Raw genomic sequence first — 21,856 nt, 5'->3', positions numbered from 1 at the left:
GGTCACCTCCGGGTCGCCGAGCGCTGGATCCACAGATTGATCAGGACGGCGCCGAGGAGCATCACGCCGAGGAAGGCCTTGAACCAGTCCGGGTTCCAGCCGGCGTACACGATGCCCTGCTGCACCATGCCGAACATGAACGCCCCGAACACCGGCCCGATCGCCGAACCGGCGCCGCCGGTCAGCAGGCAGCCGCCGATCACCGCGGCCGAGATGTAGATCAGCTCCTGGCCCACGCCCTCGCCGGACTGCACGGTGTTGAAGGAGAACAGCTGGTGCATGCCGACGAACCAGGCGCCGAAGCCGACCAGCATGAACAGCGAGATTTTCGTGAAGGTCACCGGGACACCGACGGCCCGGGCGCTGTCCTTGTTGCCGCCGACCGCGAAGACCCAGTTGCCGTACCTGGTACGGAGCAGAACCCAGGTGGCGAGCAGGGCGAAGCCGAGCCACCACACCACGGTGACCTTCACATCGACGCCGCCGATGTCGAAGGAGGATGCGAAGAGTGACTTGGCCTGGCCGAAGCCGTCCATGTCGCTGATGTCGTCGGTGGCGACGTTGCCGGTGACGAGTTTGGTGATCGCGAGGTTGACGCCCTGCAGGATCAGGAAGGTGCCCAGGGTGATCAGGAAGCTGGGCAGTCCGGTCTTGACCACCAGCCAGCCGTTGAGGAACCCGATGGCGAGGGACACGATCAGGGCGGCGATCACACCGACCCAGATGTTCATGCTCAGCTGGTAGGCGAGCATGCTCGCGGTCAGTGCCGAGGTGACCACCGCGACACCGGACGACAGGTCGAACTCGCCGCCGATCATCAGCAGCGCGACCGGCAACGCCATGATCCCGATGGTCGACGACTGGTACAGGACGTTCGCCATCGAGCTGCCGTCCCGGACCGGGGGCGCGGCGATCAGGAAGAAGACGAACACGGCGACGGCGCCGACGAAGACCCCCACCTCGGGGCGAGCGAGGAGGCGGACGGCCAGGGGGCGCTGCCGGGTCCGCCCGTCGGTTTCCTTGGCGGGGCCGGGGGCCGGCGGTGTGGTCACCGCCGGCTCGGCGTGCTGGGCCGTGCTCATCACCGGGTTCCCTTGGCGGCGAAGGCGGCGACGGAGTCGGCGTTGTCCTTGGTGATGAAGGCGGGGCCGGTCAGGACCGGGGCGGTGCTGCCGCCGCTGACGTTGCCGTTGGTCTTGTACAGCCAGAGGGAGTCGACGGCGAGGTAGCCCTGGAGGTAGGGCTGCTGGTCGACGGCGAACTCGATGGTGCCGTCCTGAACGGCCTTGACGAGTTCCTTGTTGAGGTCGAAGGTGGCGATCTTCGCCTTGCTGCCCGCGTCGGAGAGCGACTGGACGGCGGTCAGCGCAATCGGGGCGCCGAGGGTGACGACCTGGTCGATGGAGGAGTCGGCGCTGAGCTTGGCGGTGATGGTCGACTTCACCGACGGCATGTCGGTGCCGTTGACGTACAGGATGTCGGTCTTGCCGCTGAAGCCCTTCTTCAGACCGGCGCAGCGGGCCTCCAGGGCGACCTGGCCCTGTTCCTGGATGACGCAGAGGGCGTGCTTGGCGCCGAGGGTGTTGAGGCGTGCGCCGAAGGCCTGGCCGGCGATGTTCTCGTCCTGGCCGAAGTACTCGAGCATGCCGAGCTTCTTCCAGTCGTCGACACCGGAGTTGAAGCCGACGACGGGGATGCCGGCGGCGTTGGCCTTGGCGACGACGTCCTTCATGGCGTCGGGCTTGGCGGCGGTGAGGGCGATGCCGTCGACCTTCTGGTCGATGGCGTTCTGGACCAGGTTGGCCTGGCTTCCGGCGCTGGGGTCGCTGGAGTAGACGAGCTTGATGTTGTCCTTGGCGGCGGCGGCCTGGGCGCCCTTGCGGATGAGGTCCCAGAAGGTGTCGCCGGGAGAGGCGTGGGTGACCATGGCGACGGTCATCTGGGGAGTGCTCGCCTTGCCCGCCGAGACGCCGGCGGCGCTCTCCTCGGACTTCTTGCCGCCGGAGCTGCTGGAACAGCCGGCGGCGAACAGGGTGCCGGCCAGTACGGCGGCGGTGAGAGCGGCGGCTCGGTGGTATCTGTGCATGTCCCTTGCACCTCACTGTGCGCATGGTGGGAATCGGGGTCGCTGCCTTGCTGGTCGGGCAGTGGGGTTCGGGGTGACCTGTGCGGCAGAAGAGAAGGTTGTCCGAGGCAGCGGTGGGTGATGCCGCCTTGCTGACTGTCTAGAGCGCGTTACTAGCGCGCGCTAGTGCAGGTACTATGAAATGGCCTCGGGGTGATGTCAATAGCTTTGTCAGGACGTATCGACAAGGTTGCCGGAGGCCCTGCTGGAGCCACCGTCGCCGCGACCTCTCCCGTCCGCCGTTCGGGCGGCTCACGCATGGGCGCCCGCACCGGTAGGTGAGGAAGACTCCCTGTGCTGGGTCCGGGCCCCCGCGCCTACCCCGGGTAGGGCCGCGAAACTTACCCGGACGCAGATTGTCAGCGCACTCAAGCGAGCCGGCCCCAAACGCGGCATCGAGGCCGAGGCCGAGCGGATCCATGAAGTCTTCCGCGGCGACGTCGCCCACCAGCTGCCCCTGCTCGAGGACGCGCTCGGCCAGCAGATGCTCGCCCTTCTGGGCCAACTGGAGGTCGCCTGCGTGGCCACCGACGACCTTGCCAGGGCGGTGGAGGAGGTGTTCCCTCGGCACCCGGAAGCTGACGTGATCCTGAGCTTCCCCGGGCTTGGCACCCAGCTCGGCGCCCGGGTGCCGAGATCGGGGACGACCGCACACGGTTCGCGGACGGTCGCGGCCTGAAGGCGTATGCGGGTTCATCATCCATCACCCGGGCCTTCGGAAAGAAGTCGAGCGTCACACGCCGATGGGGTCAGGAACGATCGGCTCAACCACGTCGGCTACCTCTGGGCGTTCTCCACCATGACCGCCTCACCCGGCGCCAACGCGCCCTACCGGCGGCGGCGTGACGAACACGGAGACTGGCACGCGGCCGCTCAGCGCAACCTCTTAAATCGTATGATCGGTCAGCTCCACCACTGCCTCCAGAAACACGGCGATCGCGGTCAGGAACCGTGCCGCCAGCAACAGCGTGAAGCTGGAGCCGACGGCGACGATGCCCTGGAGCTGGACGACGACGAACACACCTACCTGTTCGACCTGGCCCGCGCCGACCGCCCGCCGCACCCCGTCACGCCGCAGGGATGCTCGCCCCGCGTCCAGTGGCTGCTCGACTCCACGACGATGTCCTCCGCCTTCGTACGCAACGGCCGCCAGGACGTCGTCGCCAGCAACTCGCTGGCCCGAGCCCTGCACGCGCCGCTCTTCGCAAGCGAGACCACCGACAAGCACAGCCGGCCCAACGCCGCCCGCTACACCTTCCTCGACCCCGGCTCCCAGCAGTTCTTCGTCGACTGGGACGCCGCCGCCTCCGTCACCGCCGCACTGCTGCGCGCGGAAGCCGGACGCGAGCCCCACGACCGGGACCTGCGCGAACTCATCGGCGAACTGTCCACCCTCAGCCCCGACTTCCGCCGCCAATGGGCCGCCCACGACGTCCGCATCCGCCACGACGGCATCAAACGACTGTGGCACCCGAGGTCGGTGACCTGGAGCTGACCTACCAGTCCCTGGACCTGACCCTGTCCCACCGGGCCATGCACGACCTGGCCCTCTACACCGCCGAACCCGGCAGCCCCTCCGAAGACCGCCTCAAGCTCCTGGCCAGCCTCGCAGCAACCCACCCCCACGTGACAGAGCAGGCTGACCAGCCGCACCAAGCCGCACCGTCAACACTCACACCCCGCTCCGGCACCAGCGCAAACCGCCCACCCGCATCCTGAAGCCCCGACAGGCTCGCCCACGCGAACACGCCCCACCCACTGTCCCGCTCCCTACGGGTCAGGCACACCGGGCAGTTGCAACGCATCGACGAAAAGACCACCGCCCCCTTACGGAACGACCGCCGCCCTCCGGCAAAGTCCAATCCGAGCGACAGCACGAGCAGCAAGCTGCTGCCGGGAACCCGAGCGGCCCCGTCAACACGTGTACACCGCCTCCTCGTGGCACGCGCGCGAGTGATCCCCATGGCGCTGTACTCCATCCCGCGGACAGTTCAACCGCGCACCAGACGATCCCTGTTCGACAACGTGCTGGCGGACTTCTCGCCGGTGGTGCAGGCCGTGCCGCCGACCGTGGCTCTGGTCGAGCCGAAGGGCGCGCTGCGCCGTCACGGCACCGGCACACGCCGCTTGGGGAGATCCTGCGGATCCGGGCCCTGTCTCGCCTTGGCATCGACGTCCGCGTCGGCACCGGCCCCACGATGCCTGCTGGCCACCCCGTCGCTGGTCAGAGGGCCATCCGTGGAATTGCGGATGGCCCTCTGGTGTGGTCGCGTGAGTTTAATGATGGGGTCAGGTCAAGGGATTGGTGCAACCCGATGACCAGCGGTGGGCGCTGATCTTGTTGTTGGCGTTGATCACGCTGCTGCCCGACACCAGGGCGTTGTCCCGGAGGTCATCGACGTACAGTTCGCCCCAGCGCAGGCAACCCGTGTGTCCTCCGGGACCCGCGTTCTCCCAGAACTGCACGTTGTTGACGCCGCCGGCGTAGGTGCCGGTGTTCAGCAGCGATGTCGCCTTGTCGTTGGACGGGCTTCGGAACGGTCCGGAGACATCGTTCCAGTTGATGTCGTCGCCCTGGGCCGCGCCGAGCTGCTCATAGCAGTCCACCGCGTCGTAAGCCCGCACGTAGCCGTCACCGCTGTAGGAGCGGTACAGGCTGTCGCAGTGTGTGCCCGTGACACTGTCCTGGGCTGCCTGGGCAGGGCCCGCGAGCAGGGTGCCTGCTGCCGCGGTCACGGATGCTGCCGCGAGAAGGACGCGGATCTTGTGCATGGTGCCTCCTTGTTCTCTTTGGTGGTCGGCCGAGTCCCGATTGGCTGGCCGAGGTCTGGGGGCGAACATGGATCAGGTTCCAGGGGCGAGATCGTCGGCCCGGCGCAGCGCGGCCAGCTTCAAGCGGTTGCTCGTCGTGATCTCGTCGGCGTACCGCTTGCGCCAAGGGGCTCCGTACTCTCGGTCGAGCCCGGTCAGGGTGGAGCGCAGTGATGTCCTGTGGGCGCATGTGGCCTCCGCGACGGCGACTTCCACTTCGAGCTCGTGGGCTCGTGAGGGGCTGAGTCCCTTGGCCCGTTTCCTCACGTCGGCGCGGGCCGCGTCCGGGTCGGCGTAGGCACCTTGCGTCTCCTTGCGCATGCATCCGGACCAGGCCCGCAGCGCGGCGGTGTACCGGGGGTCGCGCATGACCTTCGGTACGTATGCCGTGGCGAGGTCGGTGGCGACCCTGTCGGCCTCGTAGTAGGCCTTGGCATCGGCGTACAGTTGCGTGCGTGCGGTGCCCGTGCAGCCGCCGTTCGGGCTGCGCACAGTTCCGCCGGACGGCAGTCGTACCGTGAGCATCGGTGTGCTGGGGCTGCCCAGAAGTGCCGTGGTGTAGCGCTCGTGCTGGGCGGGAGTCAGGGTGTCCTGGGCGGCGAGGCGTTCGTTGTGCTTCTTCATCCTGAAGAACGCCCGCCGGAGTTGTTCGCCGTATCCGTGCTCGTGCGCCCATGCGATGTCGTCCTGCACGACGCGATATCTGAAGGCGCGGTCCGTGTCGGGGTCTACCTGGGGCCATACGTGGTACTCGAAGCCCTTTCGTGCCATGCATTGCTGGATCAGGAGGTGTTCGGCCTGCTCCAGCCGACGCTCCTCGGCCCGTGTGAGCTCCCGCCCCGGTACCGGACCCGCGGTGTCGGCGCCGGTGTCCGCGAGGCACCCCGTCAGCACCGTGACGGCCGTGACGAGCGCCGCAAGCCCAGTGATCCCGGCGACAGCAACACTTTGGCAACGCACCATGCATTCCCCCTTTTGAACGGACGACTGGCTCCTGCCGGTCCGGTCGATCTCCCAAGTGCTGTCCCTACGGTGTGGCTCGAATGTGGGCGGGAACCTTGCTCGAACCTTGCTTTACTGGTCAGCGACGTCGGCCGGCGTGGACCACCGCCGGGGGACGGGCACGGGGGAGTGGCTTTCGGGGGAAGCGCATGTCGGGATTTCTGTTGCTGGGCCCGGTTGAGATCCGTGGCGCCGACGGCGCGTGCGCGGATCCCGGGCCAGGCAGACAACGCGCGGTCCTCGCGGCGCTGGTGGTGGACGCCGGTCGCTGGGTGTCGATGTCGACGCTGATCGACCGGGTCTGGGGGGAGGACGTGCCCGCTCAGGCGCGGCCCTCTCTCTATGCGTACATCTCGCGGATCCGCAGGACGTTGAAAGGTCTGGTCCCTTCCGGCGGTGCCGGCACCGACACCGTGCCGCAGCTGCGGCGGGGACCCGGCGGGTACGTGCTCGACGTTCCGCCCGCCGACGTCGATTTGCTTCGCTTCCGTCAACTAGTCGAACAGGCCCGGGTCCAGGACCGTACGGACGCCGAACGGGTCGTGATGTTGCGTGCGGCACTCGGGCTTTGGCGCGGTGAGCCGCTGGCGGGGCTGGCCGGAGCCTGGGCGGAGCGCACCCGCGGCAGCTGGGTGCAGGAGCGGATTGAGGCCACCCGGGTCTGGGCCGATGCCGAGTTACGGCTCGGCCGTCCGGCGGAGGTGATCGGGACGCTCACCGGCCAGGTCGCCGAGTATCCGCTGGTCGAGCCCCTCACGGTGGCGCTGATGCGGGCACTGCAGCTCGCCGGGCGCGGGCCTGAAGCCCTGACCCTGTACACCGTGCTCCAGAAGCGGCTGGCCGAGGAGCTGGGCACGGATCCGGGGTCCGAGGCACAGCAGGCGCATCAAGCGATCCTGCGCGACGCTCCCGTCCTGCCCGCCCGATCCGCAGCCGCGCTCGTCGAAGGCGTGGCCGAAGCAGCCCTGTATCACACGGTCCCGGCTCAATTGCCCTTGAGGACAGCGGCGTTCACCGGTCGGAACACGGAACTGGCGTTTTTGGACAACCTGTTGACCGCAACCACGGAGCCGTCGGCGGCAGCGGTCGTCGCCGTCGTCTGGGGGACGGCGGGCGTGGGAAAGACAGCCCTGGCCGTGCACTGGGCCCATGGTGTGACCGACCGCTTCCCGGACGGCCAGCTGTATGTGAATCTGCGCGGCTTCGATCCCTCGGGGGCCGCCGTCACCCCCGACCGGGCGGTGCGCGGGTTCCTTGAGGCGATGGGTATACCGGCTGAGGGCATCCCGGTCGACTTCGAGGCGCGGGTGGGCCTCTACCGCAGTCTGCTGGCCCGGCGGCGCGTCCTGGTCGTGCTGGACAATGCCGCCGACGCCGACCAGGTCAGGGCGTTGCTGCCCGGCTCAGCGGGTTGCCTTGCCATGGTCACCAGCCGGAACCGGCTCACCGGCCTGGTCGCCACCGAGGGCGCCCACCCCATCGCCCTGGGCCTGCTCTCACCGGCCGAGGCCCGCGAGATGCTGGCCCGCCGCATCGGCGAACACCGGCTGACAGCCGAACCGGACGCGGTCACGGAGATCGCCACCCGCTGTGCCCGCCTCCCGCTAGCCCTGGCCGTCACCGCCGCCCGCGCCACGATCCGGCCAACGCTCTCCCTCACCCGACTCGCCGCCGACCTGGCCGCCGCCCGCGGCAGCCTCGCGGCGCTCGCGGGCGACGGCGACGACGCAGCCGCGGACGTACGTCGGGTGTTCTCCTGGTCCTACGACGCACTCGGTCCGGGCGCCGCCCGGCTGTTCGCCCTGCTGGGCCTGCACCCCGGACCCGAAATCTCCACCCCAGCCGCCGCCAGCCTCGGTGGACTCGGCCCCGACGAGGTGCGGGACGCGCTGGCGGAACTCAGCCGCGCACACCTCGTCACCGAGTGCTTCCCCGACCGCTACGCCCTGCACGATCTGTTACGTGCCTACGCCGCCGAACTGGCAAGCACCCTCGACGCGGACGGCGAGCAACGGCCTGCCGTACACCGGTTGCTCGACCATTACGTCTCCACCGCCCACACCGCTGATCAAGTGCTCGAACCGTACCGTCCGCGCATCGTCCGGCTCGCGACCGGGCCAGGAGTACGCGGCGTGCGGTTCACCGACTGGGCTGACGCCCTTGCCTGGTTCGCCGCGGAACTCCCCGTCCTTCTCGCCGTCCTGCGCCAGGCAGCCGACACGGAAATGGACACGCATGCCTGGCAGTTGGCGCGGGGCCTCGCCACCTACCTTCAGCGGCGCGGCACGGCGCAGGACTTCCTGACCAGTCAGCACATCGGCCTGGCCGCCGCCCGCCGCTCGTCCGACGAAACCGGCCAGGCCCACGCCCACGTCGGACTCGCCCACGCCCACATCAGACTGCGGCGCCTGGACGAGGCCCACTCCCACCTCGACCAGGCCCTGGAGCTGTTCAGCCGTACCCACGACCTCGTCGGCCAGGGCGACACCCGGGCCACGATCGCTGCCGCGCACTCCCTGGAGGGCCACTACGACACCAGGGACCATCTGGTGCAGGCTCTCGAGGACTTCCGGACCGCCGGGCACCAGGGCGGGCAGGCCCGGGTGCTGAACAACTTCGGCTGGTACTACGCCACGCAACGCGACCCCCGGGCGCTCCCCCGATGCGCAGAGGCACTGAGCCTGCTCGAAGACACCGGGGACGGCATGCTGCAGGCGGCCGCCTGGGACACCTACGGCTACGCCCACCAGCAGCTCGGCCACCACAACCAGGCTCTCGACTGCTATCGCCGGGCCCTGGAATTGTTCCGAGAGGTGGGCGACCGCTTCGGCGAGGTCGCAACCCTCACCCATCTGGGCGACACCCACCACGCCACCGACGAGCCCGAGGCCGCCGCCGTCGCCTGGCGGGCCGCGCTGGACATCCTCGAAGGGTTCGACCAGCCCGGCACCGACGAACTGCGCGCCAGACTCGGCCGCATCGTCGACGGTTGAGAGCGTATGCGGGCCGATCCGCGGAACAGGGTCTGTTGCATGGGGACGAAGAAGGTAGCCGTGACGATCGCCGAGGATCTCCCGGGCGGTCGACTGGCAGCAGGCCGAGCACGGCTCGGCGACTGAGGACGAGCGTGTGGTAGACCTCGACGAGCTGGAGAATCTCGACGCCTAACACGAGCGGCGCCACATCTCCAGACAGCACTACGCCGGACAACGCCGGAGAGACTGCTGTTGGATGAGGAAAGGGGAGGTCAACTGCTCCCCCTGGCGGCAGACCGACGCAGACGCAGGCGGCTGACCGCCAGTGAAATCGTCCCGTCCGGCATGGCAAAGCCGGCGCCCGGCCTCAATGTGCCAGCGTTCGTGGAAGGCCGCCACCTTGATCTGCCAGCCGCGAATCCGCTCGCAACCGCGCTGTCGCCACGGCTCACCACGGGGTCGAACCGGCAGCGGGATCTCTTCCTCGATCCTGCCGAACAGGACCTGTTCCAGGACTGGAACCTCGCCACTCAGCACCGGGTTGGCAGCGTCCGCCAAGTGGACTCAGACATGCAAGGTCGGCCGGTAGATGAGCTCTTGGGTGTGGCCGTCGAGCGTCCGGCTCTCGATCAGCTCGAGATCGAAGTCGGCCGCACTCTGGAAGACAGGGTCTACCCCGGTCTGGCCGTTGATCACGGGGAAGAGCGTTACCTGCACGCGGTCGACCAGACCGGCGGCCAGCAGGGCCCGGTTCAGCGACAGGCTGCCGTGCGAGCGCAACGGCACCTCGGACTCCTCCTTGAGCCGCGCGACGACCTCGACAGGGTCACCGCTCACGACGGTCGCGTCCGGCCAGTCGAGGGGTTCTTTCAGCGTGGTTGACACCACCGTTGCCGGCAGGTTTCTCATCCGGGTGACCCATGGGTCACTCAGCTCGGACTCCTCAATGCCCGAGGCCAGCATCTGTGTGTGCGCACGATACGTGTTGGCCCCGAAGACCATCCGCTGCTCCTGGTCGTACAAGGCGAGGCGTCGGTTGAGGAACTCGGGACCTTGCTTGCCCCAGTAGCCGCCCCAGTTGCCGATGTGAGCGCCGTAGCCGTCGAGGGTCGAAAAGACGTCGAAGGTGTAGGTAGCGGTCACTTTGCTCTCCTCGAGTGCGGCTGATCAGGTTGAAGAGACAGACCGGGAACGACGACGAAACTCATCGCCGCTGGACTCTGGAGCCTGGCCGCCCCCGGACGCGGCCCCAGGGCTTGACCGCGGCCAGGACGATGGCGTGGTCAGAGTGGTCGACGACGCGGCGGGGGACGAAGTGCGTGCCGCGCTGATCCACAGGTCTTGACTATTCTTCACTGCACCACCCGTGACCACAGTGACCTCACCACCTGCTTGCGGCTGGCCGGGGATGTCAGCCGCAGCCTGAAGCCAGGGCGTTGTGCAAGCCCGGGAACTTCAGTCCCGGGTCGTTGACGCTGGTGGGAGGTACGTGGTGTGGTCCGGCCCTGCTGCTGTGCCGAGCGCTGCGATGACGGCCGCGGTCGTCGGGTTGGTCGTTTCGGTGTGGCGGGTCGCTGCGAACAGGAGGCGTTGGATCGGGTGGTCCTCGATGGGGGCCGCGCTGATTCCGGGTGTGGCCGGGTCGAGGGCCGTCTGGGGGACGAGCGCGGTGGCGAGGCCGGCCCGAGCGAGGGCGATCTGGGCTGCTATGTCGGCGGTGACGTAGCGCGTGGTGGGGGTGAAGCCGACCTGCTGGCAGGCGTGCAGGATGGCCTGTCCGCAGTCCGTGGTCGCCGGTGGCACGACGAGGTGGTGCGTGGCCAGTTCGCGCAGGCCGAAGGGCCGTTCGGCCGATCTGTCGTCGGCGGTGACGACGAGCAGCGGGTCGTCGAGCAGCGGCGAGACCGCGATGTTCTTGGGCATGGTCTGCGGCACGTGGTGGTAGCGCTGCCCCAGCACCACGTCGACGGTGCCGAGCGTGAGTTCGCGCAGTTGTGCCTGGTCGGTAACGAGACAGGTCACGGCGAGCTGTGGATGGTCCGCGCCCAGCGCGGTCAGCGCGGGGGCCACGATCCGGGCAACGGTCGATGGCAGCGCGGCGAGCGTGGTGGTGGCGCCGACGGTGCCCTTGGCTGCCGCGACGGCGCACTCGGCTTCCTCCATGGCGGCGAGGATCCGGTCGGCGTGTTCGAGGAGGATGCGGCCGGCCTCCGTGAGGGCGACGGTTCGCCCGTCGGGACGCAGGAGATCAACCCCGACGTCGTGTCTCAGTGCGGCGAGCTGCTGGGATACGGCACCGGCGGACAGTGCCAGGGACTGGGCGGCCGCGGTGATGGAGCCGCGGGCGGCGACGGTCTTCAGCATGTGCAGACGGCGGATATCCAGCATGACTCGATAGATTACCTAAAGGGTTCCATCAGAAATCACCCCCTTGACCTGCCGAGTTGTGGTGCGCGACCTTCTGCGCATGGAGATCTTCGACTGCATCGCCGCCGTGGCCAGGCCGGTCCACGACTTCGGCGACGAGTTCATGTCCGACGACGCGACCGCCGCCATCGGCCTGCGCGCTGGGTTCGCCCCCGGGCGCGGCTTCTACTGCCGCGGCCGGTTCGGGGTGCTCGGCGAGGCACCGGCCGCTGTGGTCCAAGCGGTACAGGGCTTCCTCGGCCCCGATCTCGTCGCCACCGGCTGGCGGGCCGGCCGGGCAGTGATGCCGGCGGAGGAGGCCGCCGCCTGTTACGCAGAGGCCGTCCGGACGTGGGGGCGCGCCCGCATCCCCGCCGACGTCGACGTGGAGCACTTCAACCGCCTGGCGCAGCAGCTGATCGACACCGCCGACGCCGACTCACTGCCCCTCTTCGCCGGCTGGCGCGCGCAGCCCATACCCGCCAACGACCCGGTCGGCGCGGCCATGCAGCGCATCCACGTCCTGCGGGAACACCGCGGCGCCTGCCATCTCGCGGCGGTTCGGCTGTCCGGTCTGAGCGCCCGGGAGGCCATGGTCGTCAACCTCGGAGTCGAGCAGGCGACCCACTACGGCTGGCGCGAGCCGCGCCCGGCCGCCGCGGCCCTGATCCCCCCATGGCAGCGCGCCGAGCAGCTCACCGACGAGCTGCAGGCGCCGCTCTACGCCACGCTGACCGCTCGGCAGCGTGCCGAGTTCGCCCAGCTGGTCGACGAGTTGACCAGCACCCAGACGGCATGACCGTACGTCGCAGACACCGGCAGATACACGAAAGGACGGCTGATCGCCGCCATGCTTCTCACTCATGAAGGCCATTCGCCCTCCGTCCACCCCACGGCCTACGTCGCTCCGAACGCCACGCTGTGCGGGGACGTGCGCGTGGGGGCCGGGTGCCGGGTGCTGTTCGGCGCGGTGCTCACCGCCGAGGGCGGACCGGTGGAACTGGGCGAAGGCTGCATCGTCATGGAGAACGCGGTCCTGCGGGGCACCCGACGGGATCCGCTGGCCCTGGGGCGACAGGTCCTGGTGGGCCCCACCTCCTACCTGACCGGCTGCCGGGTCGAGGACGAGGTCTTCCTGGCCACCGGCAGCCGTGTCTTCAACGGAGCACGGATCGGAACCCGCTCCGAGGTACGGATCAACGGCATCGTGCACCTGCGCACGATCCTGCCCGCCGACGCAACGGTGCCGATCGGCTGGGTCGCCGTCGGCGACCCAGCGCGCATCCTCCCGCCGGAGGACCACAACGGGATCTGGGAAGTGCAGAAGGAGCTCGACTTCCCCGGCTACGTCTTCGGCCTGGACCGGCCCGGCGAAGGCCGGAGCCTGATGCCGGCCATCTCCGAACGCTTCGGCCGCAGCCTCGGCCGCCACAGCGACGACCACCCGATCTGAGCCCCCGCTTGGAGCGTGTGAGTCCACGGTTGAAGAACACCCGGTGGCAGACACCACGAGGAAGTACCACGTTCGTGAGACTGAGCGGCTGTGCCGTCGACCTAAGACAGCGGAAGAGCTGTTACTGAGATCGAACTCGTGATGTCGCCGGGTGGCTTCGGTGAGTCTGATTGTCGGGCCGGTCTCGGCGAGGCCGCCGTCTATGACCAGACCGCCGCGCCGCCGATTACCTGGTGCGCTCAGTGCGGTCGTCGTACTCTTCGCGGGCGGTGATGACTTCTTCGATGTGCAGCACGGACCACTCCGTGAGCGCCTTCAACGGTTCCCGCAGTGTCTGGCCGAGCGCGGTCAGCTCATACTCCACGTGCGGCGGCACCGCTGGGTAGACGGTTCGGCTGACCAGCCCGTCGCGTTCGAGGGTGCGCAGCGTCTGGGTGAGCATCTTCTCGCTCACGCCCGCCAGCGCCAGCCGAAGCCGGCCGAACCGGGAGGTCCCGTTCCGGCCGAGTTCACCCAGCACGAGGACAGCCCACTTGCTGCCGATCTGGTCAAGCAGGTCCCGCGACGGGCAGCCGCGCTCGTACGGATCGAATGACGGTACGGGCCCGGTCACGTTCTCGACAGCAGCCATACGGCTCACCTCAAAGCTTTCATTCCGGTAAGTACCCTACCAAGAAGTGGCTACTCCCCATCAGAGAGTGTCCAGGTCATTCTGTGTTCCATCCCGCCGCGGACGGACCGCGGAAGGCGTGCGAGGCACGCGCGGGAAGGAAGGAATGATCATCATGTCGATCGTCGTCACCGGAGCCACCGGCCAGCTGGGCAGGCTCACCGTCGAGGCACTGCTGCGGCGCGGGATCCCGGCCGCGGACATCATCGCGACCGGCCGGGACATCACCAGGATCAAGGACCTGGCCGACCGGGGCATCACGGTACGCCGCGCCGACTTCGCGGACACGGAGGGTCTGGCCGAGGCATTCACGGGGGCGGACAGGCTGCTGCTGATTTCGGCCTCGGTCCCTGTGGGCGAGCGGGTCGCCAACCACCGCCGCGTCATCGACGCCGCAGCGGCCGCAGGGGTGTCGCTGGTGGTGTACACGAGCACGACGCACGCGGACACGGCCACCACCGTCATCGGTGCCACGCACGGCGAGACCGAGGCGTATCTGCGGGACCGCGGAATCCCCAGCGTGCTGCTGCGCAACGGCTGGTACCTGGAGAACTACACCGGACAACTGCCGCAGATCCTGCAGAACGGCGCCGTCGTCGGCGCCGCAGGTGAGGGGCGGATCAGCGCCGCGTCCCGCGCCGACTACGCCGAGGCCGCAGCGGTCGTCCTCACCGCCGACGGCCACACCGGCGCCGTGTACGAGCTCGGCGGCGACGAATCCTTCACCCTGACTGAGCTCGCCGCCGCGATCTCCGCTGCGGCCGGAAAGCATGTTTCCTACGCTGACCTCCCGGTGGCCGAATTCGCCCAGGCACTGGCCGCCGCGGGCCTACCCGCCGAGCTGGCGGAGGTCCTCGCTGACGCTGACCGCGGCATGAACCGCGGCGAGATGTACACCGACTCTGGCGACTTGCGCCGCCTGATCGGCCGCCCGCCCGTGACCCTGGCCGAGGCACTCGCGGTCGCCGCTCTGCATTATTGAGGTTGAACTCGTGATGTGGCCGGATTGCTCAGGTGGGTCTGATTGTCAGGCCGGTCTCGGCTGGGCAGCCGTCTATGAGTTCGCTGCGGTACTGGATGTGCCGTAGGCGCGCCGGATGTGCTGGACGAGGTGTTCGGGGGGTACTGGAGGCGACGTTGGAGAGCCAGCCGCGTCGCAGGAGGGGCCAAAACGCCTCGACTGGGTTGAGGCCGGGTACGTAGGGCGGCAGATAGTAGATGGTCAGCCAGTCCCGGGCCTCCGCGAATTTTTGCAGGTCGACCGGCCTTGTGGACGTTGAGGATGCCCCTATGTTGCGTCAAGCGGCAGCAGGCGGGGCGGCGAAGGCTCGGGCCGGCTGAATGTGGCTGTAGATCTCTCGGGCAACGTAGCGTTTGAGACAGCGGATTATTTCGCGTTTCGACATGCCCTGTTTTGTGCGTCGTTCGAGGTAGATACGTGTTCGAGCGTCACGGCGGAGGCGGGTCACGACGATGCGGTAGAGGGCGGCGTTGGCTTGCCGGTTTCCACCACGGTTTAGCCTGCGACGCTGGGTCTTTCCAGACGACTGCTCGACAGGGCTGACGCCACACAGAGCCGCGAACGACGCCTCGCTGGCCAGTCGTTCGGGATTGTCGCCAGCGGCGATCAACAGGGCAGCGGCGCTGTCGGGCCCTACGCCGACGATGTCCAGAAGCTGCGGCCGACAGCGACGCACGGCCTTGGTGACCCGCCGGGCGAGTTCCTTCACCTCGACCGTCAGCTGCTGGATGCGCCGGGCCAGCAGCCGCAGTGTGAAGACGGCTGCGTCGTCGGCATCGGGAAGGTCGGCGCACGTGGCGATCAGGGCCGTGTTGGTGAGGTTGGACAGCGCCTCACGCAGCTCGGGATCGATGCAGAGCAGTACGGCCTTGAGCTGGTTCTTCGCCTGTGTGCGGGCCTTGACGGCCGACTCCTTCGCCAGCCTGAGCACACGCATGTCGGCGGCTGGCCCCTGGCCGGTCTTGGGTGTGACGTCGGCACGTCCGGACAGCACCGCGCGGGCTGCGGCCTCCGCATCGACGGCGTCGGTCTTGCCGCGCTTGCGGCGCAGGGCGCGGTCTGGCTGATTGACCTCGATGACCTGGATGTTCTCCCGGCTCAAGAAGCGTGTCAGTGCCGCTCCGTAGGAGCCAATGCACTCCACTCCTGCTCGCCGGAGAACCCCGAACGAGCGAGCCCAGGAGAGAAGTTGGCGGTATCCGGTGGCGGTGACCGGGAACTCCTGGTGGGGCCAGGAACGCCCCGAGCACCGTGACTACCGCGGCGACATGCACGTCCTTGTGAGTGTCCACGCCCAGAATCACGTCCTCGGCCAGCGCTTCTTCAGACTGCGCGGGCAGAGTCGGCTGGGGCATGCTGGTGATGGTCACGCGGCTCCTCGATCGGCACGGGGCTGTGGCCGACGTCGCACCGGTGACCGGTCAGAACTGTGACGGTGCCTTGTGCGGCAAGGCCCCGATCGGGACACGATCACCGGTCCGACGACAGCAAGTACCGCCCGGAACCACGGGCCGACAGATCCTGAACAAGGCAGCCTGGGCCAGTTGTCCCACGGGTCAGACCCTGGCCCCGGACAGCGCACCCTGAGTCTCACAGTTGTCCCAGAGGAGGACGATAGTCGCGCCAGGAGAAGGCGTACTGCGGCACCAACCCTCCGACGATGCAATCGAGCAAACCCACGGGTGGACGCTGTGTGTGGACCGGTCCTCAGGAACGCTTGTTGCGCTTCTTTGCCTCGTTGAGGATGTGGCCTCGGTCCAGGAATCCGACACCGCGGTCCTTGAGGATCCGGTCGACGTGATGCGGCTTGCTGCCGGAGCGGAGCAGCCGCGCGGCCTCGGCGACCTGGTCCTCCCGCGAGGACCCGGAGGCTGCCGCGTCCCCGTCGCGCGCGGGGCGCGGCACATGTGCCCGCGCCGCAGCAACTGACGGGTCCGTCCCCGGCCGGGGTACGAGGGCCACCCGGAAGGGCCTGGTCCGAAGGGAGAGCCGGCGCCCGAACCGCGCGGCCAGCAGAAGTGCGCCGACCGACCAGCATCCGACAAGGATGCCGATGAATTTCACGATGTCCAGGGCGAGCGGCCCGGTGTAGGTCCTGTCGTCCCCGATCGACCCCAGCGGAGCCATGAGCAGGGAAACGCCCACGACCACACCCCAGTTCCGCCGCCAGAACGTGGGTGCCCCATGCGTTTCGGGGCTGCGGACCGTGGCGGGGGCGGGAGCGGGGGAGGGAGCGGCTCGGTGGATACGCCGAGCGGTGTCGTTGACCGGAGTCATCGTGCCGTCCAGGCGGTACGTGAAGAGCGCGATGTCCCGCTCCCTGGCGTAGGCCGCGGCGGTGGTCGTGTATTCGCTGCCGGTGAAGAAGATCAGCTGCGCGGTCGACCCGTTGGGGCGCGCACCGACGAAGCGTTGCAGTTCCGGTCGCCCGACCTGGGCGGCCTGGTACTTGACCTGTCCGAGGGCGCGCCCGGCCCGGACATCGATACCCGAGTCCGGGCCTCCAGGGCTCGCGGTGGCATCGGTGTACCCCCAGTGCCGCATCCAGCGGGCCGCGTTGAGTTCGGCCTGCTGCCACGACGAGATCTGCGTCGGCCGCGGCGGCACCGTCCTTTGCGGTGTGTCGGGCACGTTCCCCCCTCAGGTACGCACGTTCGGTTCGGCACTCCCTGCGTGGGGCAGAGCGAGACAGCCCCGCTGACGGAGAAAGCGCAGGTGGACGCCGATTCGCCCCATGGTATGTGGTGGTCTCAGCACGCGTCCGCGGGGCCGGGAGGGAGGCGGGTGAGAAAGTCCAGTGCGAACTCGGCGACGCTGTGGTCCGCGTGGGGGGACGTAGGGGCCTGCCCCACGCGGTGGGTGACGCGGTGAACGACCAGCCGTGGAGCCGGGGGGTGAGGTACGCGCCTTGCGAGAACCCGTGGGCTGGCGAGCTTCGGCCGGCCGCAGGGAGCGCTGGAGATCGAAGGCGCCCATTATGTGCTGCACATGTTCGGGGCTGCGCCGCACGACGCGGAGTGGCACTACTGCGGGCTACGTCCCTAGCCGGGCCCAGTTGGGAGTCCGATGACTCGAGTGATGGCCAGGTTCCGACAGTGCTCGACACCCGTTCGTGTTACAGCAACATGACTCTGTGTCCTTGTCTGCTCCGTACATCGCATGATGCTCCCTCAGATCACGCACCACCGGTGGGGACCACATGCGCACGCGCACCACCGCGGCAGCACTCGCTGTCGCAGCACTGCTCACGCTCACGGCCTGCGACAGCGGCGACGACCCCAGTCCCCGCACGCCAGAGAGCAGCGCCCAGGACACCGGCAGCAGTGCGACGGGGGACGTCGACACTGCGGCAACCGACACGTCCGCCCCAGCGGCTGAGGACGAGGCGGAGAGCGCGACATTGCCCGACCTTGTCGGCTTGGACCTCCAGGCCGCCCAGGACGAAGCACAGGCCGCCGGGTTCTACGTCCTCGACGATCAGGACGCCAGCGGCCAGGGCCGCCTCCAGATCTACGACCGGAACTGGACCGTGTGCAGCCAGGACCCGGAGGCCGGCACGTACGCGACGGACACGCCGGTGACGTTGTACGCGGTGAAAGACGACGAGAGCTGCTGACGGCGCACCGCTTCCTGGCCCGGCTAGCGTCCGCACGCCGGGGGCCCGGCATCAGAGTTCACAACTCGGAGACGCCGCCTTCACTCGATGCGCACGCATTCGCATGATGCCGATCCGTACACCGATCAGCCCGGGGGGAACCATGCGCCGCGCCATCCTGCTCGCCACGGCGAGCAGGCAGGCAACCCTGGACCGGGCCACCGGACAGCCCGTGCGCCGGTACGAGGTGCCTGTCCCGGCTGCACTTGTGAGGTGATGCGGTAGCCGACGACGAGCCAGAGGACCAAGACGGCGTCGAGATCTGCTCTTTGCGGGGACAGGCCAAGCTCGTTGTTCCTGGGTGACTATTCGCCACGGTTCGCCAGGGTGCGCCAGATGGTCTGCTCCCCAGGGCCTGGGGTCAGATAGACCCGGACGCCCAGTGCACATTCTGGGCGCGCCCCGTCTTCAGAGAGGGGGTGAAGATGCACAACCGGAAGAAGCGGTCGGGCCAGCGGAAACGGCTCGCCCCGTCCGTCCGAGCTCAGGTGATCATTGCCGCGCTCGGTGCGGTCTCCGCGGTTGCAGGATGTGTGGGACAGATCGCGCGATAAGCACGGTCGGATGAGGCGCCCGGACGGAAAGTCGAGCCCGCGTGAAACGGGCCCGACCGGAACGTGATCGGCCGGCCCCGTCTCAACGCCCGCACATGGCCGGGGTTCTGGAGGCAACCAGAACCCCGGCCACTCTGCTGTGCGGCCTCTGCCGAAACCAGAGGGGTTCGCAGTCCATCATCAGGGCTGGGGGCACTAGCGTCTCCCTGGCGAAATCCGGCTATGGGTGGCGCGGCCGTGGCGATTCAATTGATCACGGCTCTGATCTGGCGACTTCACCCTTAGAGATCTTTGAAGGTGCGGGTTACATCGGGTCGTGACGGATGGCGTGGGCTGCGCTATGCCGGGAGGATGAGGTATCCCCGGTGGCGGCGGTTTGACGGCCGAGAAACGGTCCCGCCAAGGGCCGTCGCAAGGGCTTCACCGAGACCGACTACGCCCGTCAGTCGCACCATGCGTGAGCTGATCGCCGCCCGATCATGGCTGACCGTCCACCAGCTGCCGCCGTATGCCCCCGAACCCGACCCCGTGGCGGGCGTCTGGCCGAACCTGAAGAGGTCGCGGGCCAACCTCACGCAACACGGCCCTGAGCCCGGGAACGATCAGGGGCCCGTGGTACTGGTCGAACTTCGCCCGCCTGGGTGACGAGGTATGTCGATGCCTGCAACAGCCACGACTCACAGGCAGCCGTCGACATGATGAGCGACGTCATCGAGGTCGTCGACACTGCCTTCGGCGGCCTCTTCCAGGGCGGGGGAGCAAGAAGTTCGCGTGCTCCGGCGTGACCCTCACCACCGGGAACCGCGACTACTGGAACCTCGCGGGCTTCCTCCGGCAGACCTGCCTCATGCACTCGCCGGGCAGTCGGCGCCGGATGTCAGTCCGGGCCCGGGCCGAGCATGCGGCAGGAGAGTTCGGCGAACTGGTTCAGCTCGGGCATGGTCCGGTGCTTGCTGTAGGCCAGGGCGACCATGCGCGGCGCGACGCCCTCCAGCGTCAGGTAGGCGACATCGTCACGGCGATAGAAGCCGGCCATACCGGCCGGCATGACAAAACAGCCGGCCCCGGAAGCGACACCTTCCAGGCTCTCCTCGATGGTCACCGGAAACCGCCCGGCGTCCATCTGCGGTGCGAGGGGTTGACGGGGCAGACGGCCGCGCCATTCCGGTACGTCCTGCGGGTCCTGCAACAGGACCATGTCCCGCAGGTCCTCGACATGCACCGCCTTGAGCTCTGCGAACGGATGCCCACTCGGCAGCGCCACCACACGGGGCTCCGGGAAGAGCGGGATCACCTCGAACATGCCCTCCGGCAGCGGTAGTCGGACGTAGCAGATGTCGACCCGGCCATCGATCAGGAAGTCGACCTGGTCGGTGATCGACGTGTGCACGACCTCGATGTCGAGTTGCGGCGCCATCGCGGCGAACTCCCGCACGATGGGGGTGACGACGATGCCCGGCATGAACCCGATGGCGAAGCGGTTCACCTCCCGGTTCGCCATCCGCACCCGCTGCTGCACACCCTGCGACATCGCCAGCATCGGCCGGGCGTCCTCCAGCAACTGGTGTCCCGCCCGCGTCAGCACAGTGCCCTGCCGGTCCCGCAGGAAGAGGACCACGCCCAGATCCTCCTCCAACGCCCGGATCTGACGGCTGAGCGCCGGCTGGGTCATGTAGAGACGGCTTGCCGCTCGCACGAAGCTGCACTCCTCGGCCACGGCCACGAAGTAGCGCACCCGGCGCAGGTCGAGGTCCATGGGGCTCATCGTAGCCACGCCCGCGTCGGCATATGCCGAAACGGCGGCGGCCGAGGTCCGGCTGAAGCGCCGCCGCAACAGCCTTGCCCGTCAGGAGAGTTGCACCCTCGGCAAGGCGTGGACCCGCCCCGGCGGCCGCGTCCGTTCTGCCTGTCAGGGAGCACCTTCGCGGTTGCGCCGGCTGAGCGCATAGGCTGCCTGGCGAGCACGCATCAACTCTCCGAGAGGCCGATGCTCCGTTGCCGCGATCCAGGGGTTGAAGCTGCTCTTCTCGACGGTCTCGGCCAATGCCCCGTCCGGCGCCTGCCGAGGCACACGCAGTCGCCCCACGGTGAGCCAAGGCGCATCCCAGCGGACCGTGGAGTCCTCGATCGGCGTACGACTCTCGTCCTCGAAGAACTGGGCCTGGAAAAGGAACTCCAGGTCGTCGTCGGCGAGTCGTGTATAGATGTCGGCGGCCAGATCCTTGCGCGCTTCTTTGTTGATCGCCGCCGAGGCGGCGCACAGCTTCAACCGGGCCGCGTAATCGCCGAACGTGACAGGCATGATGCTGAAGAAGTCATGCGTGGCGAATCCGCTGAACGGCTTGACCATGTCCCGCAAGTTCGCAACCGCGCTGCGTGTGAGCTGGGGATTTGTTGCTGCCTTGCGAAGCGCAGCAACGGGCGCGCTCGTGGAGAGAGCGACGATTCCGACGACGTCCGCGCTGCCGCTGACCTTCAAGGTCTCCTGACTGACCAGCGTGAAGTTCTGCTCGACATGGGCGGACGACGGCGTCGAGGCTCCGAGCACCTTGATCGCGAACCCGCGGATGTCAGGAGCCCGGTCGGCGGAGAAGTTTCCGTTGGACAGCCGAACATGCGCCTCAAAAACAGCGGGAGCGGAAAAAATTCCCTGCCTCGCATAATCAGGAAGGCCTTCTTCCACCACGAGGACGGCCTTCAGAGCTGCCACTTGATTGCGGTGCAGGGCTCTCCCGTGGCCGTGCTTTTTCAGACGCTTACGTTGTAGTTCACTGAAAACATGCGCCTGTTCCGCATGCTGGGTGCTCTCGTCGGACAGAAACACTTCGCGCCATTGAGTGCTCGGCACAGGACAAAACCCTCCTGGTGTGCGGGCCTTCTGCCAGACAGAAGACAGTTACAGGACGGCACCGGCGCCGCTGAGCCGAGTTCCGTCCTCTGCCGAGCATCGCGGCCCACGACTCGTCACGCCAATGCCGATTGTCCTTGCCGTCATGCCGAACCGGCATGACGGCACAGTGTGTCGGCCACTGACGGTGCCGACCGGCTCATACGGGATCGGCATGGAGGGAAGCAGGATCGGCATTGGCGGACCGAAGATCCGTCCGCCACAGTCGATTTCGGGAAGCGCAGCAGACCGCAACACATACGTATTTCTGGTCCATGCGGGCCGCTCCGCTTCCCA

At 68.2% G+C, this 21,856-nt stretch carries 17 protein-coding genes and 4 pseudogenes; 9 read left to right on the top strand and 12 right to left on the bottom strand.

Features of this window, described 5'->3' with window-relative positions:
- Window positions 1–2: 2 nt before the first annotated feature.
- Entirely contained in the window at window positions 3–1,082 is a 1,080-nt protein-coding gene (locus OG885_RS01010) for an ABC transporter permease (protein ID WP_405724503.1), read from the bottom strand.
- A complete protein-coding gene (locus OG885_RS01005; RefSeq protein ID WP_405724501.1) occupies window positions 1,082–2,086 on the bottom strand; it encodes a sugar ABC transporter substrate-binding protein in 1,005 nt (334 codons plus the stop codon). The genes OG885_RS01010 and OG885_RS01005 overlap by 1 nt, the downstream gene beginning before the upstream one ends.
- Window positions 2,087–2,438: 352 nt before the next feature.
- Here OG885_RS01005 and OG885_RS01000 point away from each other — a divergent pair.
- The 3 genes and pseudogenes from OG885_RS01000 to OG885_RS00990 form a co-directional block, all read left to right on the top strand.
- Window positions 2,439–3,050, top strand: a pseudogene (locus OG885_RS01000) (transposase); the annotation flags it as partial.
- A gap of 195 nt (window positions 3,051–3,245) precedes the next feature.
- A complete protein-coding gene (locus OG885_RS00995) occupies window positions 3,246–3,620 on the top strand; it encodes a hypothetical protein (protein ID WP_405742522.1) in 375 nt (124 codons plus the stop codon).
- The gene (locus OG885_RS00990) at window positions 3,590–3,844 is read left to right on the top strand and encodes a hypothetical protein (RefSeq protein ID WP_405724499.1); all 255 of its coding nucleotides are present in this window, start codon (window positions 3,590–3,592) and stop codon (window positions 3,842–3,844) included. The genes OG885_RS00995 and OG885_RS00990 overlap by 31 nt, the downstream gene beginning before the upstream one ends.
- Before the next feature lie 570 nt (window positions 3,845–4,414).
- Here the strand turns inward: OG885_RS00990 and OG885_RS00985 are convergent.
- Together OG885_RS00985 and OG885_RS00980 are read right to left on the bottom strand one after the other, a co-directional pair.
- A complete protein-coding gene (locus OG885_RS00985) occupies window positions 4,415–4,897 on the bottom strand; it encodes a hypothetical protein (RefSeq protein WP_405724497.1) in 483 nt (160 codons plus the stop codon).
- A gap of 72 nt (window positions 4,898–4,969) precedes the next feature.
- Window positions 4,970–5,899 (bottom strand): hypothetical protein, encoded by a 930-nt coding sequence (locus tag OG885_RS00980; protein ID WP_405724495.1) that lies wholly within the window; start codon window positions 5,897–5,899, stop codon window positions 4,970–4,972.
- A 188-nt stretch (window positions 5,900–6,087) separates the two neighbouring features.
- On the opposite strand from OG885_RS00980, the gene OG885_RS00975 reads away from it, so the two are divergent.
- Window positions 6,088–8,931 (top strand): AfsR/SARP family transcriptional regulator, encoded by a 2,844-nt coding sequence (locus OG885_RS00975; RefSeq protein WP_405724493.1) that lies wholly within the window; start codon window positions 6,088–6,090, stop codon window positions 8,929–8,931.
- Window positions 8,932–9,258: 327 nt separating this feature from the next.
- Window positions 9,259–9,462, top strand: a pseudogene (locus OG885_RS00970) (transcriptional regulator); the annotation flags it as partial.
- A 15-nt stretch (window positions 9,463–9,477) separates the two neighbouring features.
- On the opposite strand, the gene OG885_RS00965 reads toward OG885_RS00970, so the two are convergent.
- Complete coding sequence (locus OG885_RS00965; RefSeq protein ID WP_405724491.1) at window positions 9,478–10,056, bottom strand: dihydrofolate reductase family protein; 579 nt, start codon at window positions 10,054–10,056, stop codon at window positions 9,478–9,480.
- A gap of 312 nt (window positions 10,057–10,368) precedes the next feature.
- Complete coding sequence (locus tag OG885_RS00960) at window positions 10,369–11,301, bottom strand: LysR substrate-binding domain-containing protein (RefSeq protein WP_405724489.1); 933 nt, start codon at window positions 11,299–11,301, stop codon at window positions 10,369–10,371.
- A gap of 79 nt (window positions 11,302–11,380) precedes the next feature.
- Here OG885_RS00960 and OG885_RS00955 point away from each other — a divergent pair, with 79 nt between their 5' ends.
- Complete coding sequence (locus OG885_RS00955; RefSeq protein ID WP_405724487.1) at window positions 11,381–12,118, top strand: SCO6745 family protein; 738 nt, start codon at window positions 11,381–11,383, stop codon at window positions 12,116–12,118.
- 51 nt (window positions 12,119–12,169) lie between these two features.
- Window positions 12,170–12,772, top strand: a complete 603-nt coding sequence (locus OG885_RS00950; protein WP_405724485.1) for a gamma carbonic anhydrase family protein — start codon at window positions 12,170–12,172, stop codon at window positions 12,770–12,772.
- Window positions 12,773–12,998: 226 nt separating this feature from the next.
- Here the strand turns inward: OG885_RS00950 and OG885_RS00945 are convergent, their stop codons facing one another.
- Window positions 12,999–13,403, bottom strand: coding sequence for a winged helix-turn-helix transcriptional regulator (locus tag OG885_RS00945; protein ID WP_405724484.1), 405 nt, complete (start codon window positions 13,401–13,403; stop codon window positions 12,999–13,001).
- Window positions 13,404–13,548: 145 nt separating this feature from the next.
- Here OG885_RS00945 and OG885_RS00940 point away from each other — a divergent pair, with 145 nt between their 5' ends.
- Entirely contained in the window at window positions 13,549–14,424 is an 876-nt protein-coding gene (locus OG885_RS00940; RefSeq protein WP_405724482.1) for an SDR family oxidoreductase, read from the top strand.
- Window positions 14,425–14,452: 28 nt separating this feature from the next.
- Here the strand turns inward: OG885_RS00940 and OG885_RS00935 are convergent.
- The 3 genes and pseudogenes from OG885_RS00935 to OG885_RS00925 form a co-directional block, all read right to left on the bottom strand.
- Window positions 14,453–14,732 (bottom strand): annotated as a pseudogene (locus OG885_RS00935) (transposase); the annotation flags it as partial.
- An 8-nt stretch (window positions 14,733–14,740) separates the two neighbouring features.
- Window positions 14,741–15,631, bottom strand: a pseudogene (locus tag OG885_RS00930) (IS110 family transposase); the annotation flags it as partial.
- A gap of 539 nt (window positions 15,632–16,170) precedes the next feature.
- On the bottom strand, window positions 16,171–17,094 hold the full coding sequence (locus tag OG885_RS00925) for a restriction endonuclease (RefSeq protein ID WP_405724480.1): 924 nt from the start codon (window positions 17,092–17,094) through the stop codon (window positions 16,171–16,173).
- A 568-nt stretch (window positions 17,095–17,662) separates the two neighbouring features.
- Here OG885_RS00925 and OG885_RS00920 point away from each other — a divergent pair.
- Entirely contained in the window at window positions 17,663–18,079 is a 417-nt protein-coding gene (locus tag OG885_RS00920) for a PASTA domain-containing protein (protein ID WP_405724478.1), read from the top strand.
- A gap of 1,470 nt (window positions 18,080–19,549) precedes the next feature.
- On the opposite strand, the gene OG885_RS00915 is transcribed toward OG885_RS00920, so the two are convergent.
- Together OG885_RS00915 and OG885_RS00910 are read right to left on the bottom strand one after the other, a co-directional pair.
- A complete protein-coding gene (locus OG885_RS00915; RefSeq protein ID WP_405724476.1) occupies window positions 19,550–20,428 on the bottom strand; it encodes a LysR family transcriptional regulator in 879 nt (292 codons plus the stop codon).
- Between the two features lie 153 nt (window positions 20,429–20,581).
- Complete coding sequence (locus OG885_RS00910) at window positions 20,582–21,520, bottom strand: hypothetical protein (protein WP_405724474.1); 939 nt, start codon at window positions 21,518–21,520, stop codon at window positions 20,582–20,584.
- Window positions 21,521–21,856 lie beyond the last annotated feature (336 nt).

Source organism: Streptomyces sp. NBC_00028, from assembly GCF_045041065.1.
Taxonomy (GTDB): domain Bacteria; phylum Actinomycetota; class Actinomycetes; order Streptomycetales; family Streptomycetaceae; genus Streptomyces.
Note: the sequence above shows the minus strand (reverse complement) of the source record. Positions and strands in the feature narration are given on the sequence as shown.

What these genes read in the sequence shown, in the direction of transcription:
- OG885_RS00955 (WP_405724487.1), top strand. Translation starts at nt 11,381, where the DNA reads ATGGAGATCTTCGACTGCATCGCCGCCGTGGCCAGGCCGGTCCACGAC.
- OG885_RS00995 (WP_405742522.1), top strand. Translation starts at nt 3,246, where the DNA reads ATGTCCTCCGCCTTCGTACGCAACGGCCGCCAGGACGTCGTCGCCAGC.
- OG885_RS01005 (WP_405724501.1), bottom strand. Translation starts at nt 2,086, where the DNA reads ATGCACAGATACCACCGAGCCGCCGCTCTCACCGCCGCCGTACTGGCC.
- OG885_RS00920 (WP_405724478.1), top strand. Translation starts at nt 17,663, where the DNA reads ATGCGCACGCGCACCACCGCGGCAGCACTCGCTGTCGCAGCACTGCTC.
- OG885_RS00945 (WP_405724484.1), bottom strand. Translation starts at nt 13,403, where the DNA reads ATGGCTGCTGTCGAGAACGTGACCGGGCCCGTACCGTCATTCGATCCG.
- OG885_RS00960 (WP_405724489.1), bottom strand. Translation starts at nt 11,301, where the DNA reads ATGCTGGATATCCGCCGTCTGCACATGCTGAAGACCGTCGCCGCCCGC.
- OG885_RS00980 (WP_405724495.1), bottom strand. Translation starts at nt 5,899, where the DNA reads ATGGTGCGTTGCCAAAGTGTTGCTGTCGCCGGGATCACTGGGCTTGCG.
- OG885_RS00985 (WP_405724497.1), bottom strand. Translation starts at nt 4,897, where the DNA reads ATGCACAAGATCCGCGTCCTTCTCGCGGCAGCATCCGTGACCGCGGCA.
- OG885_RS00940 (WP_405724482.1), top strand. Translation starts at nt 13,549, where the DNA reads ATGATCATCATGTCGATCGTCGTCACCGGAGCCACCGGCCAGCTGGGC.
- OG885_RS00950 (WP_405724485.1), top strand. Translation starts at nt 12,170, where the DNA reads ATGCTTCTCACTCATGAAGGCCATTCGCCCTCCGTCCACCCCACGGCC.
- OG885_RS01010 (WP_405724503.1), bottom strand. Translation starts at nt 1,082, where the DNA reads ATGAGCACGGCCCAGCACGCCGAGCCGGCGGTGACCACACCGCCGGCC.
- OG885_RS00915 (WP_405724476.1), bottom strand. Translation starts at nt 20,428, where the DNA reads ATGGACCTCGACCTGCGCCGGGTGCGCTACTTCGTGGCCGTGGCCGAG.
- OG885_RS00975 (WP_405724493.1), top strand. Translation starts at nt 6,088, where the DNA reads ATGTCGGGATTTCTGTTGCTGGGCCCGGTTGAGATCCGTGGCGCCGAC.